Origin of the sequence: Streptomyces sp. HUAS 15-9, assembly GCF_025642155.1 — a bacterium.
Classification (GTDB): Bacteria; Actinomycetota; Actinomycetes; order Streptomycetales; family Streptomycetaceae; genus Streptomyces.
The window spans coordinates 7,801,046-7,816,526 of the sequence record NZ_CP106798.1; the positions used below are offsets into that span (position 1 = coordinate 7,801,046).

At 71.7% G+C, this 15,481-nt stretch carries 12 protein-coding genes; 7 read left to right on the forward strand and 5 right to left on the reverse strand.

Annotation, left to right across the window (positions count from 1 at the left end; genetic code table 11):
* Positions 1-34 precede the first annotated feature (34 nt).
* Positions 35-997 (reverse strand): LysR family transcriptional regulator, encoded by a 963-nt coding sequence (locus tag N8I87_RS35540; RefSeq protein ID WP_263214925.1) that lies wholly within the window; start codon positions 995-997, stop codon positions 35-37.
* 76 nt (positions 998-1,073) lie between these two features.
* On the opposite strand from N8I87_RS35540, the gene N8I87_RS35545 reads away from it, so the two are divergent.
* The gene (locus tag N8I87_RS35545; protein WP_263214926.1) at positions 1,074-2,354 is read left to right on the forward strand and encodes an MFS transporter; all 1,281 of its coding nucleotides are present in this window, start codon (positions 1,074-1,076) and stop codon (positions 2,352-2,354) included.
* On the opposite strand, the gene N8I87_RS35550 is transcribed toward N8I87_RS35545, so the two are convergent.
* Positions 2,290-2,760, reverse strand: coding sequence for a universal stress protein (locus tag N8I87_RS35550; protein ID WP_263214927.1), 471 nt, complete (start codon positions 2,758-2,760; stop codon positions 2,290-2,292). The two genes, N8I87_RS35545 and N8I87_RS35550, sit on opposite strands and share 65 nt — an antisense overlap.
* Before the next feature lie 87 nt (positions 2,761-2,847).
* Between N8I87_RS35550 and lysX the strand changes: the two genes are divergently transcribed.
* The gene (gene lysX / locus N8I87_RS35555; RefSeq protein WP_263214929.1) at positions 2,848-6,126 is read left to right on the forward strand and encodes a bifunctional lysylphosphatidylglycerol synthetase/lysine--tRNA ligase LysX; all 3,279 of its coding nucleotides are present in this window, start codon (positions 2,848-2,850) and stop codon (positions 6,124-6,126) included.
* An 89-nt stretch (positions 6,127-6,215) separates the two neighbouring features.
* A complete protein-coding gene (locus tag N8I87_RS35560; RefSeq protein ID WP_263214930.1) occupies positions 6,216-7,049 on the forward strand; it encodes a polysaccharide deacetylase family protein in 834 nt (277 codons plus the stop codon).
* Positions 7,050-7,077: 28 nt separating this feature from the next.
* Here the strand turns inward: N8I87_RS35560 and N8I87_RS35565 are convergent, their stop codons facing one another.
* Positions 7,078-7,749: a class F sortase gene (locus N8I87_RS35565; RefSeq protein ID WP_263214931.1), complete on the reverse strand. Its 672-nt coding sequence runs from the start codon at positions 7,747-7,749 to the stop codon at positions 7,078-7,080.
* 334 nt (positions 7,750-8,083) lie between these two features.
* Between N8I87_RS35565 and N8I87_RS35570 the strand changes: the two genes are divergently transcribed.
* Positions 8,084-9,100 carry a hypothetical protein gene (locus N8I87_RS35570; protein WP_263214932.1) on the forward strand — a complete coding sequence of 339 codons (1,017 nt, stop codon included), beginning with the start codon at positions 8,084-8,086 and terminating at the stop codon, positions 9,098-9,100.
* Between the two features lie 329 nt (positions 9,101-9,429).
* Here N8I87_RS35570 and N8I87_RS35575 read toward each other — a convergent pair whose 3' ends face one another.
* Positions 9,430-10,194 carry a bestrophin-like domain gene (locus N8I87_RS35575; RefSeq protein WP_263214933.1) on the reverse strand — a complete coding sequence of 255 codons (765 nt, stop codon included), beginning with the start codon at positions 10,192-10,194 and terminating at the stop codon, positions 9,430-9,432.
* Between the two features lie 42 nt (positions 10,195-10,236).
* On the reverse strand, positions 10,237-10,713 hold the full coding sequence (locus N8I87_RS35580) for a hypothetical protein (RefSeq protein ID WP_263214934.1): 477 nt from the start codon (positions 10,711-10,713) through the stop codon (positions 10,237-10,239).
* Between the two features lie 320 nt (positions 10,714-11,033).
* Between N8I87_RS35580 and N8I87_RS35585 the strand changes: the two genes are divergently transcribed.
* The 3 genes from N8I87_RS35585 to N8I87_RS35595 all read left to right on the forward strand — a co-directional run bounded on the left by N8I87_RS35585 (position 11,034) and on the right by N8I87_RS35595 (position 15,377).
* On the forward strand, positions 11,034-11,999 hold the full coding sequence (locus N8I87_RS35585) for an SCO0930 family lipoprotein (RefSeq protein ID WP_263214935.1): 966 nt from the start codon (positions 11,034-11,036) through the stop codon (positions 11,997-11,999).
* A gap of 427 nt (positions 12,000-12,426) precedes the next feature.
* Positions 12,427-13,239: an SAM-dependent methyltransferase gene (locus N8I87_RS35590; RefSeq protein WP_263214937.1), complete on the forward strand. Its 813-nt coding sequence runs from the start codon at positions 12,427-12,429 to the stop codon at positions 13,237-13,239.
* Positions 13,236-15,377: a putative bifunctional diguanylate cyclase/phosphodiesterase gene (locus N8I87_RS35595; RefSeq protein WP_263214939.1), complete on the forward strand. Its 2,142-nt coding sequence runs from the start codon at positions 13,236-13,238 to the stop codon at positions 15,375-15,377. Before N8I87_RS35590 ends, N8I87_RS35595 begins: the two co-directional genes overlap by 4 nt.
* Positions 15,378-15,481: the final 104 nt, after the last annotated feature.

The following is a 15,481-nucleotide window of genomic DNA, read 5'->3' on the forward strand; positions in this document are numbered from 1 at the left end:
CGACGGGAAACGGCTGACGGCCGATCATGATGGCTCAGGGGCGTTCCTCGCGGAAGACGCCACGCACGGCCTCGGCCCACGTGGGCGTCCAGGTCCTGGCCCCGGCGCGGGCGGGCCGGGCGGCGGCGAGATGCGAGCGGAGCGCGGCGAGCGCCGGATGGGCGTTGGCGGACTCCCACAGCAGCGAGTGCGGATAGACCGGCGTCGGGTCCCGCACGGTGATCCGGCGCAGATCGTGGCCGGCGGGCCAGACGAGCCGGGTCTGCTCGCCGACGAAGGTCGCCAGCGCCGAGGAGTCGGCGACCGCGTCCAGGAGCGCCTCGATGCCGAAGTTGGGCCCGATCGAGTCGATGGTGAGCCCGAACTCGGCGGCCAGGGCCTCGTAGTAGGCGGCCCACTCGGTGCCCTGGACGATCCCGGGCATCCAGATCCGGTGCCCGGCGAGCTGTGCGGGCGTGACCGAGCGGACCGCCGCGAGCGCGTGGCCCGGCCCGGTGAGCAGTTGGAGGGGCTCGTCGAGGACCCGGGCCGCCTCCACGCCCTCGGGCAGCTGCCGTCCGGGCATGGTGACGGCCCGGAAGGTCGCGTCGATCGTGCCGGAGCGCAGGGCGGCGACCGCCGCGTCGGCGTCGAAGAGGGTCACGACGTCGAGGTCGGTCCCGGGGTGCGCGAGATGGAAGCCGCGCAGCAGTGCCGCGGGCGCGAGGCGCTGACCGATCACGTCGACGCGCAGCGCCCGGCGGCCCGGCCGCACGGAGGCCGCCGCCCGCTCCTCGGCCCGCAGCAGCTCGCGGGCATGCGGCAGGAACGCCTGCCCGTCGATGGTCAGCTCCGCCCCGCGCGGCGTCCGGGCGAACAGCCGCACACCCAGCTCCCGCTCCAGCGCGGCCACGCGCTTGGACACGGCCTGCTGGGTGACCATCAGCGCCGCCGCGGCCTCCTGGAACTGTCCCGAGTCCGCCACCTCGACGAAGGTGCGCACCGCCTTGAGGTCCATGCCCCTCACCGTACAACCGATGGTTGTGGCTCATGGGCCGCTGGTTGTTTGATCCCGTGGCCACCCGCTCGCTTTCATGGGCCCGGTCAACGGGAGGTTGTGCGTGGGACGGCGCTTTGGGTGGCTGTGGGCCGCGTACTCGGTGAGCGCGTTCGGTACCTGGCTCGCCTTCGACGCGTTCTCGCTGATCGCCGTCCTCGTGCTGCACACCGGGTCGGCCCAGGTGGCGCTGCTCGCCGCGACCGGACCCGCCGTGGGCGCCGTGCTCGCGGTGCCGCTCGGGCCGTGGGTGGAGTTCCGACGCAAACGGCCGGTGATGACCGGGACGGACCTGGTCCGCTGCGCCGCGCTGCTCAGCATCCCGGCCGCCTACGCGTTCGGTGTCCTCGGCCTCGGCCAGCTCCTTGCCGTTTCCGTCGTCGTCGCAGCTGCCGACATCACCTTCAACGCGGCCTCCGGCGCCTTCCTCAAAGGGCTCGTACCGGCAGACCGGTTGCTCACCGCGAACGCCCGCTTCGAATCCACGACCTGGACCGCCACGGTTCTCGGACCACCCCTCGGCGGCGCCGCGTTCGGCCTGTTCGGACCGGTCACGACGGTCGTGGCGAACGCGGTCAGCTTTCTGCTGTCGGCCCTCGGCATCCGGGCCGTCGGCGGCGGCGAACACCGCCCCCAACGCACCGGCACCGCCCGCCTGCGCGCCGCCGACCTGCTCGACGGCTGGCGGCACCTCCTCACCAGCCCGGACCTGCGGCCCCTGTTCCTCAACACGCTCGCGGTCAACGGCCTGATCATGGCCGCCGCACCGCCGCTGGCCGTCCTCATGCTCGGCCCGCTCGGCTTCGTCCCCTGGCAGTACGGCCTCGCCTTCGCCGTGCCCTGCCTGGGCGGCCTCATCGGCTCCCGGCTGGCCCGCCCGCTCGTCACCCGGTACGGGCAGCGGCGGGTGCTGCGCACCGCGGGCACCCTGCGCGCCCTGTGGACCGTCGGACTGGCCTTCGTCCGGCCCGGCCTGCCCGGACTGCTGCTCGTGATGGCCGTGGAACTCGGGCTGATCACCTGCGCGGGCGTCTTCAATCCGGTCTCCGCCACCCACCGCCTGCAGTGCACCCCCGACGACCGCATCACCCGCACCCTGTCCGCCTGGTCGGTCACCGGCAAGGCCACCACTGCCGCCCTGACCGCCCTGTGGGGGCTGCTGGCGAGCCTCACCGGACCGCGCACCGCCATCGCCCTCGCCGGTGTCCTGCTGCTGGCGACCCCACCGCTGCTCCTGCGGGCACCCAGAAGGGCTACGGCACCACCGTCACCGGCCAGCGCCCCGCCTTCACCAGCCGGATCGCCACCGAGCCGATGATGCGGTGGCCCGCCTGCTCCGAGGCGCCCACCACCACCGCGTCCGCCTTCAGCTCGTCCGCCGCCTTCACCAGGCCGTTGTACGGGTCGCCGCGGAACGTGTGGAACTCCCAGCGCACCTCGAATATCCCCTTGGCCCGCTCGGCCGCGTCCCGGATCTGCCCGATCAGATCCTCGGCGATCTCCTCGGTCGTCTCCGCCACCGGCGCCCCCATCGCCGCGCCCGCCGTGAGCAACGGCTGCACATACACGACCGCGAGCAACGCGCGCTGCCGCCGGGCCAGCCCGCCGGCATAGGCCGCGGCGCGCAGCGACGAGTCGGAACCGTCCACGCCGACCACGATGACCTTCGGCCCGTCCGTGCCCCGCTCGAACCGGTGCGTGTGCTGTTCGTGCTGTTCCGTCACAGCCGTGAGGCTATCGGAACACCCCGCTCCGGCGATCACGGGACCGCTCGACGAGCGAGCCGCACGGCGCCTTCCTACAGTCGGAACATGAGTGCCACCGCGGAGGCCGCCACGGGCAAGGGCGCCGCGGGCCCGATACGGCCGCCCGCGAGCGGCTTCCTCAGCCGGGTGCCCGAGGACTTCGCGACGTTCTTCGGCGCCCTCGGCCTCCTGTGCGGGCTGCTCGCCATCATCGCCCCGCTGCGCGTGCTGCTGCGCCCGCTCGTCCACATCCTCGACCTGCTCCCCGTCCCGGTCAGCGCCAACCTCGCCTACGCCGTCTTCCTGTTCCTGCTGGCCGCCGCCACCGGCGCGCGCAAGAAGGTCGCCTGGTGGCTGGTCGTCGTCTATCTGGGCCTGATCGTCCTCTCGGACATCCTCGGCCTCGTGCTCGGCCAGTACGGCGAGTCGGTCCCGTCCCTGGTGGTGTGCGGTCTCGCGCTGCTCCTGCTGGTCGTGGCCCGCAAGGAGTTCTACGCCGCCTCCCGGCGCGGAGCCGTATGGCGGGCGCTCGCCGTCCTGGTCGCCGGACTCGCCGTGGCGATCCTGGTCGGCTGGAGCCTGGTCGCGCTGTTTCCCGGCACCCTGCCCGAGGGCCAGCACCTGGCCTGGGCGGCCGACCGGGTGTGCGGCGGTCTGGTCTCCGACCAGTCCTTCGACGGCCGCCCGCCCCGCGCCGTCACCTTCGTGCTCGGCCTGTTCGGCGCGCTCGCCCTGCTGAACGCCGCGGCCACCCTCTTCCGCTCACAGCGCCTGGAGGCCGCCCTGCACGGCGACGAGGAGGCCCGCATCCGCGCCCTCCTCACGGCGTACGGCGAGGACGACTCCCTCGGCTACTTCGCCACCCGCCGCGACAAGGCCGTCGTCTTCTCGCCCAGCGGCAAGGCCGCCGTCACCTACCGCGTCGAGGCCGGCGTCTGCCTGGCCAGCGGCGACCCCGTCGGCGACCGCGAGGCCTGGCCGCACGCCATCGCCGCCTGGCTGGACCTGGCCCGCCGCCACGCCTGGGCCCCCGCCGTGATGGGCGCCTCCGAGGACGGCGCCAGGGCCTACGTCCGCGCGGGACTCGGCGCGCTCCAGCTCGGCGACGAGGCCATCGTGCACGTACCCGGCTTCGACCTGGACGGCCGCGACATGCGCGTCACCCGGCAGGCCGTGCACCGGGTCCGGCGCACCGGCGCCACCTGCCGCGTGCGCCGCCACGCCGCCCTCACCGACGCGGAGATGGAGGGGGTCGTCGACAAGGCCGACGCCTGGCGCGACACCGAGACCGAACGCGGCTTCTCCATGGCCCTGGACCGGCTCGGCGACCCGGCCGACGGCGACTGCCTCCTCGTCGAGGCCCTCAGCGACGACGGCCGGCTCCTCGCCCTGCTCTCCTTCGTGCCCTGGGGCGGCGACGGCGTCTCCCTCGACCTGATGCGCCGTGACCGCACCGCCCCGAACGGCGTCATGGAGTTCATGGTCGCCGAACTCTGCGCGGCCGCCCCCAAACTGGGCGTGCACCGCATCTCCCTCAACTTCGCGGCGTTCCGCTCGGTCTTCGAGGAGGGTGCCCGCATCGGCGCGGGACCGGTCCTCAGGCTCTGGCGCCGACTGCTGCTGTTCTTCTCCCGGTGGTGGCAGCTGGAAGCCCTGTACCGCTCCAACGCCAAGTACCTGCCCGAGTGGTACCCACGCTTCATCTGCTACGCCGACACCGCCTCCCTCGCCCGCATCGGCCTCGCCTCCGGAATCGCCGAGGGCTTCGTCGCCGTACCCTCGCTGCGCAAACTCTGGGGAAAGGGGCACTCGAAGGCCGGGCAGCGGCCCACGGCCACCGAGGGTCTGCCGCCCCTGGCGGAGCTCGGTCTCGACGGAGGGGGCGAGACCGGGCCCGCGGCCGTGGACGCGGGCCTGCCCGAACAGGTCCGCGTCCGCCACCACAGGCTCGACCGGCTGCGCGCCGACGGCACCGACCCCTACCCCGTGGGAAGCCCCCGGCCCACCCACGCCCTCGCCGAGGTGACCGAAGGCCGGCAAGTCACCGTCGCGGGCCGGATCATGCTGGTCCGTGACTTCGGCGGCATCGTCTTCGTCGTCCTGCGCGACTGGTCCGGCGACCACCAACTCGCCCTCACCCGCCGCGACTCCGGGCCCGCACTGGACCGCTTCACCGCCGACACCGACATCGGCGACCACATCACCGCCACCGGCCGCGCCGGCCGCAGCGACAAGGGCGAACCGACCGTCTTCGTCACCTCCTGGCAGCTGACCGGCAAGTGCCTGCGCCCCCTGCCCGACAAACGCCGCGGCCTCACCGACCCCGAGGCCAAGGTGCGCATGCGCTCCCTCGACCTGGTCACCAGCCCCGCCGCCCGCGACATCGTCCGCGTCCGCTCCACCGCCGTACAGGCCCTGCGCCAGGGCCTCCTCGACCGTGGCTACCTGGAGGTCGAGACCCCGATGCTCCAGCAGATCCACGGCGGCGCCAACGCCCGTCCCTTCACCACCCACATCAACGCCTACGACCTCGACCTGTATCTGCGGATCGCCCCCGAGCTGTATCTGAAGCGGCTGTGCGTCGGCGGCCTGGAGAAGGTCTTCGAGCTGGGCCGCACCTTCCGCAACGAGGGCGTCTCCCACAAGCACAACCCCGAGTTCACGATGCTGGAGGCCTACCAGGCCCACGCCGACTACGACGTGATGCTCGACCTCACCCGCGAACTCGTCCAGGGCGCGGCCACCGCCGCCTACGGCCGCCCGGTCGCCCACAAGGACGGCAAGGAGTACGACATCTCCGGGCGCTGGACGGTCAGCACGGTCTACGGCGCGATCTCCGAGACGCTGGGGGAGGAGATCGGTCCCGGCACGGAGCCGGCGCGGCTGCGCCGGCTGTGCGACCGGGCGGGCGTGCCGTACACCCCGGACGACGGGCACGGCGACATCGTCCTGGAGATGTACGAGCGGCTCGTCGAGGAGAGGACCCAGCAGCCGACCTTCTACAAGGACTTCCCGACCGAGGTCTCCCCGCTCACCCGGCAGCACCGCACCGACCCGCGGCTCGCCGAACGCTGGGACCTGGTCGCCTTCGGAACCGAGCTCGGCACCGCCTACTCCGAACTGACCGACCCCGTGGAACAGCGCCGCCGCCTCACCGCCCAGTCCCTGCTCGCCGCCGGGGGAGACCCCGAGGCGATGGAGCTGGACGAGGACTTCCTCGACGCCCTGGAATACGCGATGCCGCCCACCGGCGGACTCGGCGTCGGCGTCGACCGACTGGTCATGTTCCTCACCGGACTGACGATCCGTGAGACGCTGCCGTTCCCCCTTGTGCGCCATCGCTGACCGCCGGGACTGGGCCGAGCGGGTGCTTTCCGGGGGCCGTACCGGTGTCGCTGTGGTGTGCCGGAGCCTCTTCGGGCGACTGATGAGTCATGCAGAAGGATCTGTTGCTCACACGGCGCCGGGTGCTGCTCGGTGCCGCCGCTCTGGGAGCCGCCGGTACCGCGGGACTGCTCATGTCCGGCACGGGCGGCGAATCGGTACGGTCGGCGGCGCCCGCCTGGGGCCCGCAGGCGCGTGCCGCGCTCAAGCCAGGCGCCTACCGGCTCCAGCCCCTCGCCGGTGACGCACCGCCACGCAGGCGGCCCGGCAGGGTCGCGGTGCGCAGCGAGCCCATCATGGAGTTGCCCGTGCACGGCCGGCTCATGGTGCTGACCTTCGACGACGGACCCGACCCCCGCTACACCCCCGACATCCTGGACACCCTGGACGAGTACGGCGTCCGCGCGATGTTCTTCGTGTGCGGGGAGATGGCCGTGGACAACAAGGAACTGCTGGCCCGGATGGCCGAGGCCGGGCACATCGTCGGCAACCACACCTGGACGCATCCGCTGCTGACCCAGCTCGACCGCGCCGAGATCCGCTCCGAGATGGTGCGCACCAGCGATGTCATCGAGGACGCCTACGGGGAACGGCCCTGGTGGTTCCGGGCGCCCTACGGGGCCTGGAACCGCGCGGCGTTCCAGCTGGGCGCCGAGATGGGGATGGAACCGCTGGCCTGGACGGTCGACAGCCTCGACTGGACCACCCCGGGCACCCGCACCATCATCGACCGGGTCGAGAACGGCGCCGCCCCCGGCGTCGTCGTGCTCTCCCACGACGCCGGGGGCGACCGCTCGCAGACCGTGCGGGCACTGCGCAAGTGGCTGCCCCATCTGCTCGACGACGGCTACCACTTCACCGTTCCCCGACGCCGCACCGCCTGAGGGACCGGCCCGCCCCGCCGGGGAACGCTCAGCGCACCTCGGCCAGGCGGGCGAAGACGACGACGTTGCCGTCGTAGCCGTGCTGCTTGGAGAATCCGCCTCCGCAGGTGATGACACGCAGCTCGGGCGTGCCCTTGGAGCCGTAGACCCGGTCGCCGGGGAAGTTGTTCTTCGCGAAGACCTCGATGCCGTAGATCTCGAAGACCGCCGTCTTCCCGTCCTTGCGGGCGACCTCGATGCGGTTCCCCTTCTTCAACGACCCGAGTCCGTAGAACACGGCCGGGCCCTGCTTGTTGTCGACGTGTCCGACGATCACCGCCGTGCCCTTCTCGCCGGGCGAGACGGCGCCGGTGAACCAGCCGGCCAGGTTCGGGTCCTCGGGCGGCGGCGCGCCGACCCAGCCGTTCGAGTCCAGGCCCACGGTGATGATCGGTGCGTCGACCCGGATCGAGGGGATCCTGACCCGGTCGGGCGCGGCGAACGGCAGGGCCTGCCGGCCCCCCGCGACGGTGGCACCGGGCACCCGGCTGTCCGCGGCCGCTGCCTGGGCGGGCTGCGGCGGCCCGACGTCGAACTCCCCCGAGCCGTTGCGGATGAGCGCGAGCCCGGTCAGCAGAACAAGCGCTATCACGCCCCAAGGGGCGCGCTTCCTTTTCCGCTCCTCCACTTCGACGAGCTCGGAGAGCCCGGACGCATACATTCGCCATCCCCTCTCGACGAAGCCGTCGCCACGTCATTCACGCATACGAGAACGCTAAGTCCCGCACGCGCGACCGGCGACGGGGCCTACGGCGAACGGGTGGCCCGGACGCCCATGGGTGCGCCATCCGAGTTGCCATCGGCCGGAAATTTTCTGACGGTCCGTGACCTGCGATGTTGTCCGATTATGCGGTTTTCCGTCGGCGTGTCCACTCACCAGGACGGACCATTCTCGACATGCGGGCGTGTTCCCCGCGCCCGAGGGTCTTTCCTGGAGGTGCTTTCTCGCCGATCGACCGGGGACGGGTCCCGGGGTGCCTCCCGCGGAGGATCACATGAGGAACACACGTGCCCTGGCGGCCGCGGCCTTGACGGCCGCCGCCCTCGGGCTCGCCGCCCCCGCGGCCGTCGCGGACGGTGTGGGCAGCGGCGGCGGTCCGAGCAGCACCGATCTGAACGGTGTGAGCGGCGTAGGCGGCGTGAGTGGTGTAGGCGGCGTGGCCGGTGTAGGGGGTGTGGGCGGCGTCGGCGGTGTAGGTGGCGTGCTCGTCGGGGGTGATCAGGGCAACAACGGGCTCCGCCCCGGCAACAACAACGGGTACGGCAACAACAACGGCAACAACAACGGGAACAACGAGAACCGGCCGGGGAACAACAACGGGTACGGGAACAACAACGGTTCCGGGAACGGAAACGAGAACCGGCCCGGCAACAACAACGGGTACGGGAATGCCAACGGTTCGGGGAACAACGGCGTCGGGAACAACAACAACGGTGCCGGGAACAACAACGGTGCCGGGAACAACAACGAATCCCGGCAGGGCACCGAGAACGGCGCCGGGAACAGCAACGGGGTCGGCACCAACAACGGCGTCGGGAGCAACAACGGGCCAGGGAGCAACAACGGCGCCGACAACAACAACGGGCCGGGCAACAACAACCTGGGTGACTTCGCGCGGAACATCAACGCCGCGCCCAACGCGATCGCCGCGGGCGGCCGGCTCACCATCACGGCGGAGGGCTGCCGGGGCGGTGGCACGGCGTCCTCGCGTGCCTTCCGCGCCATCGCGCTGTCGCCGCTCGCCGGCACGACCGACACCGCGCGGGGCATCGCGACGGTCAACAACGACGCCCTGGCCGGACCGTTCGACATCGACGTCAACTGCAACGGCCGTACACTGACCCGCCCGGCGGCCTTCAATGTGCTCGGCGGCGTCAACGGCGGCGTCGGTGGCAGCGTCTCGTCCGGGGCGACGAAGACCGACATGGCCATCGGCGGCGGTCTGGTGGCCGCGGCCGTGATCGGCGGCGGGGCCTTCTGGGTGCGCCGCAGGCACGAGAAGCGGATCTGACCGGGCGGCCCCTCTCCCTGGCAAGGTCCCCTTCGGAGAGAGCAGCGCACGGTGACAGGCCTTCGCCCCGGTCCTCGACGGATCCCGGGGCGAAGGCCTGCAAGGGCGTTGACGGGCGCGGACACCGTCCGAGGCAACGCGTATCGCGCCCATGGTCTGTCCCTCCGGTCACCGAGGAGCGGCGGCGGAACCGCTCCGCTCGCGCCTGACATGCACCTCGCTGATTCGAACGCTAGGCATGTCGGCCCACGGGCGCGATCGGGGTGGGGCGAACGGGTTGGGCCCGTGGGCCGCACGGGTGAGGGGACGTCCCCCGGCCGTCGGCGTCCCTATCCCTTGACGTGCGGGAAGAACGCGAGGAACGGTTCGGCCGTCGCCGCGATGCCCCGGCTGTAGGGCGCGTCGAAGTCCCAGATGAGGAACAGCATGAAGGCGATCGTCGCGGAGAACAGCCCGGCCAGGACGAGTTCGCGTGTGGTGCGTCTGATCTGCAGGGCGAAGACCATGCCGATGGTGACCGCGGCCCCGGTGAGCAGCCCGAACCACACCACGCCGGGCATCGTCGCCCCGGTCGAGTCGGCGCGGGCGTTGCGCGCCTGGTCGGCCGTGGCCACCTGGTCGACCAGCGGCTGGTAGGCCTGTGCCTGGAAATCCGTCTTCGGCTGGAAGTCGGTGACGTCGTGGCGGACACGGTCGAGCAGTTCGGTGCCGCGCGGGGTGAGCCGGCCGTGGTCGGTCATCGACGTCCACTCGGTGGTGACGACGTGTCCGACATAGGCGTTGACATCGGCCCGAATCCGGTCGCGGACATCGGGCGGATAGACCCGGACCCGCTCCGAGACCTCGTGCAGCGCCTGGGCCTCCGCCTGTACGTGGTCCTGGGCGGCGCTGCGTGCCTCCCACACCCCGGCGATGGCCAGGCCCAGCACGATGGCGTACACGACGCCGATCCACATGGTCATGTACTCGATGACGTCGGGGGTCTCGCTGGGATCGTCGTCCTCGGCGGCCGTGCGATGCCGTACGAGGGTGACGATGACCACCACGGCGCACGCGCCCAGCATCGCGAGGGCGAGAACAAGCCATTCCGACAACAGGTGCCTCCAGAGAACAGCGCGTGTCCGTGCGTCGACGCGTCAGCGCGGACGCAGCGCGGCGACGGCGACCACCGCGGGGACGGTGATGAGCAGGACGTAGGTGACCGGGGACGTACGCCCGTGCGTCGTCCCGCCGGTCGGCTTGGGCCGGTAGTGCGGGTACCTCACCGGCGTCGGCGACGGGTGCGGGGTGGGCTTCGGCCTGGGCCTGGGCTTCGGTGGCGGGGGAGTGGGCGTCGGCCGGAGCGGGGGCGGCGCGGGGGCGGGCGGCGGCTTCGGCGCGGGCTTCGGCGGCGGGGGCGGCGTCGGACGCGGGGCGGGCGGCGGCCTCGGCGGCGCCGGGGTGGGCGTCGGCGTGGGAGTGGGCGACGGGCAGGCGGGCGGCGTGGGCCAGGAGCGGCCCCCGGCGACGGCCACCGCGACCATGCCGTCCGGGCCGGCCGAGGCGTACGCGCAGGCGTCGGCCGCCGCGGGTCCCGCCGGGCAGCCTACCAGGGTCCACGTCAGCGCCAGCACCGCCAACGCCCTTGGAGCGGGCGCGAGTCGGGTCCGTTCGGGTCCATGCACGAGGAGATCATGGGCAGCGGAACACCGCCCCACGCCGCCGTGCCCGGGGATTGCCCCGAAGGGGGGACCGACGCCGCACGGCGGTTTGAACGGCGGGGCGCGGCGGCCGGGCGACTGCGCACGCGCGTGCGGTGTGCGGCGGGGTGTGGCACAGCGTGCGGAAAGAAATTTGTGCGCCGGTTGAACACAACGGCCGTCCCCATCCGTACCCAATGTCGTGCGGCGGCGCAGAGGCCCTGCAATATCCAGGCAATTATGGGGAGTTGACGATGAAGACCTCCTGGCGGAGCGCCTCACTTGTGGCCACGGCCGCGTCGGTGCTGATGCTCACGACGGCGTGCGGTCAGGACAATGCCACCACTCCGTCGTCGGCGGCCCAGAACGTCGGTGCGACGGCCGCGGCGGGCGATTACGGCAGCGCCACCGCCGGTGCGGGCACCGGCGCCGGCAACGGCTACGGCGCCGACGGCAGCCAGAGTTCGAGTTCCCCGAGCCCGGCGGCCCCCGCCGGTAAGCTGTCCGTGGCCGCCAACCCGGACCTGGGCAAGGTGCTGACCGACGGTTCCGGTCTCACCCTCTACCGTTTCGACGCGGACACCGCCAATCCCCCCAAGTCGAACTGCGACGGCGACTGCGCCACGACCTGGCCGCCGGTTCCCGCGGACGACGCCACGGCCGGTGAGGGCATCGACAAGTCGCTCCTCGGCGAGGTCACCCGCTCCGACGGCACCAAGCAGCTGACCATCGGCGGCTGGCCGGCGTACCGCTACGCCAAGGACGTCAACGCCGGTGACGTCAACGGCCAGGGTGTGGGCGGCAAGTGGTTCGCGCTCGCCCCCAATGGCAAGAAGGCGACCCTCTCCGCTCTGCCCGGTCTGTCCGTCCGCAAGGACGCCAAGCTCGGCGACATCGTCGTCGACAAGAACGGCATGACGGTCTACCGCTTCATCAAGGACAAGGCATGGCCCAAGTCCGTCTCGAACTGCACCGGGCCCTGTCTGGAGAAGTGGCCGGCGGTCGCCGAGGTCAGCGCGAACGACACCAAGGGCGTCAAGAAGAAGGGCCTGATGGGCTTCACCCGGCCCGACAACGGCACCAAGCAGATGACGGTCAACTGCTGGCCGATCTACACCTTCTCCGGTGACAAGGCCCCCGGGGACACCAACGGTCAGGGCGTCGGCGGCACGTGGTACGCCGTCTCGCCCGAAGGAAAGCTGGTCGGCGCGTCGGAGTAGAGATCACCTCCCCAGGGTTGATCGCCTCGCCCATGTCGTATCGGACCCACCGCGGAAGGGAGGGACGAGGACGAGCGAGAGTGCCGGACGCACGACAATCGGCGCGCGACCACAGGTCCGCCCCCTTCGCACCGCACGGAGGGGGCGGACCTCTTCGCGTGGGCGCGGGGCCGCGCGCTTTGTGGAGACGGGGGGAACGGAGACGACGGGGGGAACGGAGACGGGGGGAACGGGGCGACTGGCCACGAACCGCCCGCACCCGACCGACGGGCCGAACACACCCCAAAGCGCAGCCCGGTGTTGCTGCAGGCAGTGACCGGGAACGGACGGTCAATTTCCGGTTCGGGTCGCTCCATTGGCGGGCGATCAGTAGCCTCTGCTCGAACACCGGATCGGCTGACCTGTCGCCTACGCCTTGGAGAGATACATGGAGCGTCCCGCCTGGGCCCCACGAAGCATCGACATCACGGTGCCGAGCGTTTCGCGTATCTACGACTACTACCTGGGCGGATCGCACAATTTCGAGGTCGACCGCGAGGCGGCCCGCAAGGCCATGGAGTTCATGCCGGGCCTCCCGAAGATCATGCAGGCCAACCGGGCGTTCATGCGCCGGGCCGTGACCTTCGCGGCCGAGGAGGGCATCGACCAGTTCCTCGACATCGGCTCGGGCATCCCGACCTTCGGCAACGTCCACGAGGTGGCCCGGACGGCCCGGCCCGACGCCCGCGTCGTGTACGTCGACCACGACCCGGTGGCCGTGACGCACTCCCAGGCGGTCCTGGCGGGCAACGAGCGCGCGGATGTCGTCGCCGCGGACCTCCGAAAGCCCCAGGAGATCCTGTCGAGCCCCCAAGTGGAGCGTCTGATCGACCTGAATCGGCCAGTGGCGCTGCTTCTCGTTGCCATACTGCACTTCGTGGAAGACGCGGACGACCCGTACAGTGCGGTGGCCGAGCTGCGCGAGGCGCTCGCGCCCGGCAGCCTGCTGATCCTCACGCATGCCTCGTACGAGGGAATCCCGCTGCCACCGAAGCGGGCGGAGGGTGCGGTGGACGTATACAAGGACATTCGCAACCCGCTGATCATGCGTTCGCGCGACGAGATCGCGCGGTTCTTCGAGGGGTACGACATGGTGGAACCCGGGCTGGTGCCGATGCCTCACTGGCGGCCGCAGACGGCGCCGGAGGACGAGGATCCCTACGCCTTCTCCGGATTCGCCGGCGTGGGGCGCACGGCGTGACCGCGGAGCCCGACGGGCCGGAAGGCAGACTGCGCCGGTTCGCGACGATCTGGAGCCGGGCCGTCTTCCCGGTGACCTCCACGTCGCTGACCCGGCCGGAGTTCGAAGAGCGACTCCTGCCGCTCGCACGCCGGTTGAGCGACGCGCTGCGGGCCCGCAGCTTCGACGCCGACGAGGCCCGGGCGGTCGGCGCGGCGCTGATCGAGGCGCACTGCACCGACCCCGAGGCGCTCACCCGCACCCTGGACTGCGTCGACGCCTACCTGGTGCTCTACTGCGGCGAGGACGGCCCCCAGGACGAGCTGCGGATGCGCTCCTCGCGGGTCCAGCACTCCATGGCCGCCGGGTTCGCGCAGGCGCTGCGCGAGCGGACCCTGGCCGAGCAGGAGGCCATCGCCCAGGCCGCGTTGCTGGCCCAGGGCGTGGTCGCCCAGGCGCTGCACGCCAGCGAGGCCCGGTTCCGTGCGGTGTTCGAGGGCGCCGCCATAGGCATCGGCATCGCCGACCTCGCCGGTAACGTCCTCCAGGTCAACGGGGCGCTGCTGCGCATGTTCGGCGGCTCCGAGCAGAGTCTGCTCGGCCGCAACGTCATGGAGTGGACCCATCCCGAGGACGCGCCCCAGACCTGGCGGCTCTACGACGAGCTGGTGCGCGGCGACCGTGAGCACTACCACGTCGAGAAGGCCTTCAACCGCACCGACGGAACGGTCCTGTGGACCAATCTCACGGTCTCCCTGCTCAGGGACGCCGACGGCCGTCCGCAGTACCAGCTCGCCCTGATGGAGGACACCACCGAGCGCCGGCTGCTCAATCTGCGGCTGCGCTACGAGGCCACCCACGACGCGCTCACCGGCCTGCCCAACCGCACCCTGTTCTTCGAACGTCTGGAAAAGGCCCTGGCCGCGGGCGAGGGCCAGCGCTTCGGCCTGTGCTACCTCGACCTCGACGGCTTCAAAACCATCAACGACAGCCTCGGTCACGCGGCCGGCGACCGGCTGCTCGTCGAGGTCGCCGACCGGCTCCAGTCCTGCGCGACCGCGCCCGGTGAGATGGTGGCGCGGCTCGGCGGCGACGAGTTCGTGGCGCTGACCACCGGTCCCGGCACCGAGCGCGAGGTCGACGAGCTCGCCGATCGCATCATGCACGCGCTCGTCACCCCGATCAGCATCGACGGCCGCGAACTCCTGGTCCGCGGCAGCATCGGCATCGTCGAGGGGCCGGCGGGCGAGCGCACCCCGGCCGAGGTGCTGCGCAGCGCCGACATCACCATGTACCGGGCCAAGTCGGCGGGCGGCAACCGCTCGGAGCTGGCCGACCCCGAGGCCGACGCCCGCGCCATCACCCGGCACGGTCTGACCACCGCGCTTCCCGCGGCCCTGGACCGAGGCGAGTTCTTCATCGAGTACCAGCCGCTGGTCCACCTCGGCGACGGCAGCGTGCGCGGCGCCGAGGCCCTGGTGCGCTGGCTGCACCCGCAGCACGGCGTACTCGGCCCCGACCGGTTCATCCCGCTCGCCGAACACACGGGCCTGATCGTGCCGTTGGGCCGCTGGGTCCTCGAGGAGTCCGTCCGCCAGGCCCGCGACTGGCGCGAACGGCACGACCGGGCGGCCGACGGGCCGCTGCGCATCAACGTCAACCTCTCGCCGTGCCAGCTCACCCATCCCGGTCTGGTGCAGGACACGGTGGAGATCCTGGAACGCGCGGGCGTCGCGCCCGACTCGCTGTGCCTGGAGGTCACCGAGTCCGCCCTCATCGGCGCCGACGACGCTCTGCTCAAACCGCTGCGCAGGCTCGCCGAGATGGGCGTCGACATCGCCCTCGACGACTTCGGCACCGGCTACTCCAACCTGGCCAACCTGCGTCGTCTGCCGGTGAGCATCCTCAAGCTGGACCGCTCCTTCACCCAGAGCATGCAGCAGTTCCCGGCGGACCCGGTAGACCTCAAGATCGTCGAAGGAATCGTCTCCCTGGCCCACAGCCTGGACCTCGCGGTCACGGTGGAGGGAGTCGAAACAGGCGCCCAGGCCGAACAACTGCGCATCCTGGGCTGCGACACGGCCCAGGGCTGGTACTACGCCCGCCCGGGCCCCCCGGACCGCCTGCACGACCTGGCCCTGGTGGACGCAACGGGCTGAACCTCCGAAGCACGCCCGGCGCAGTTCCCCAGGGGCGCGGGGAACTGCGCGAGCAACCACACACAACCCGCACCCCCCGAAGGCGCCTGCGAGGCAGACGCAAC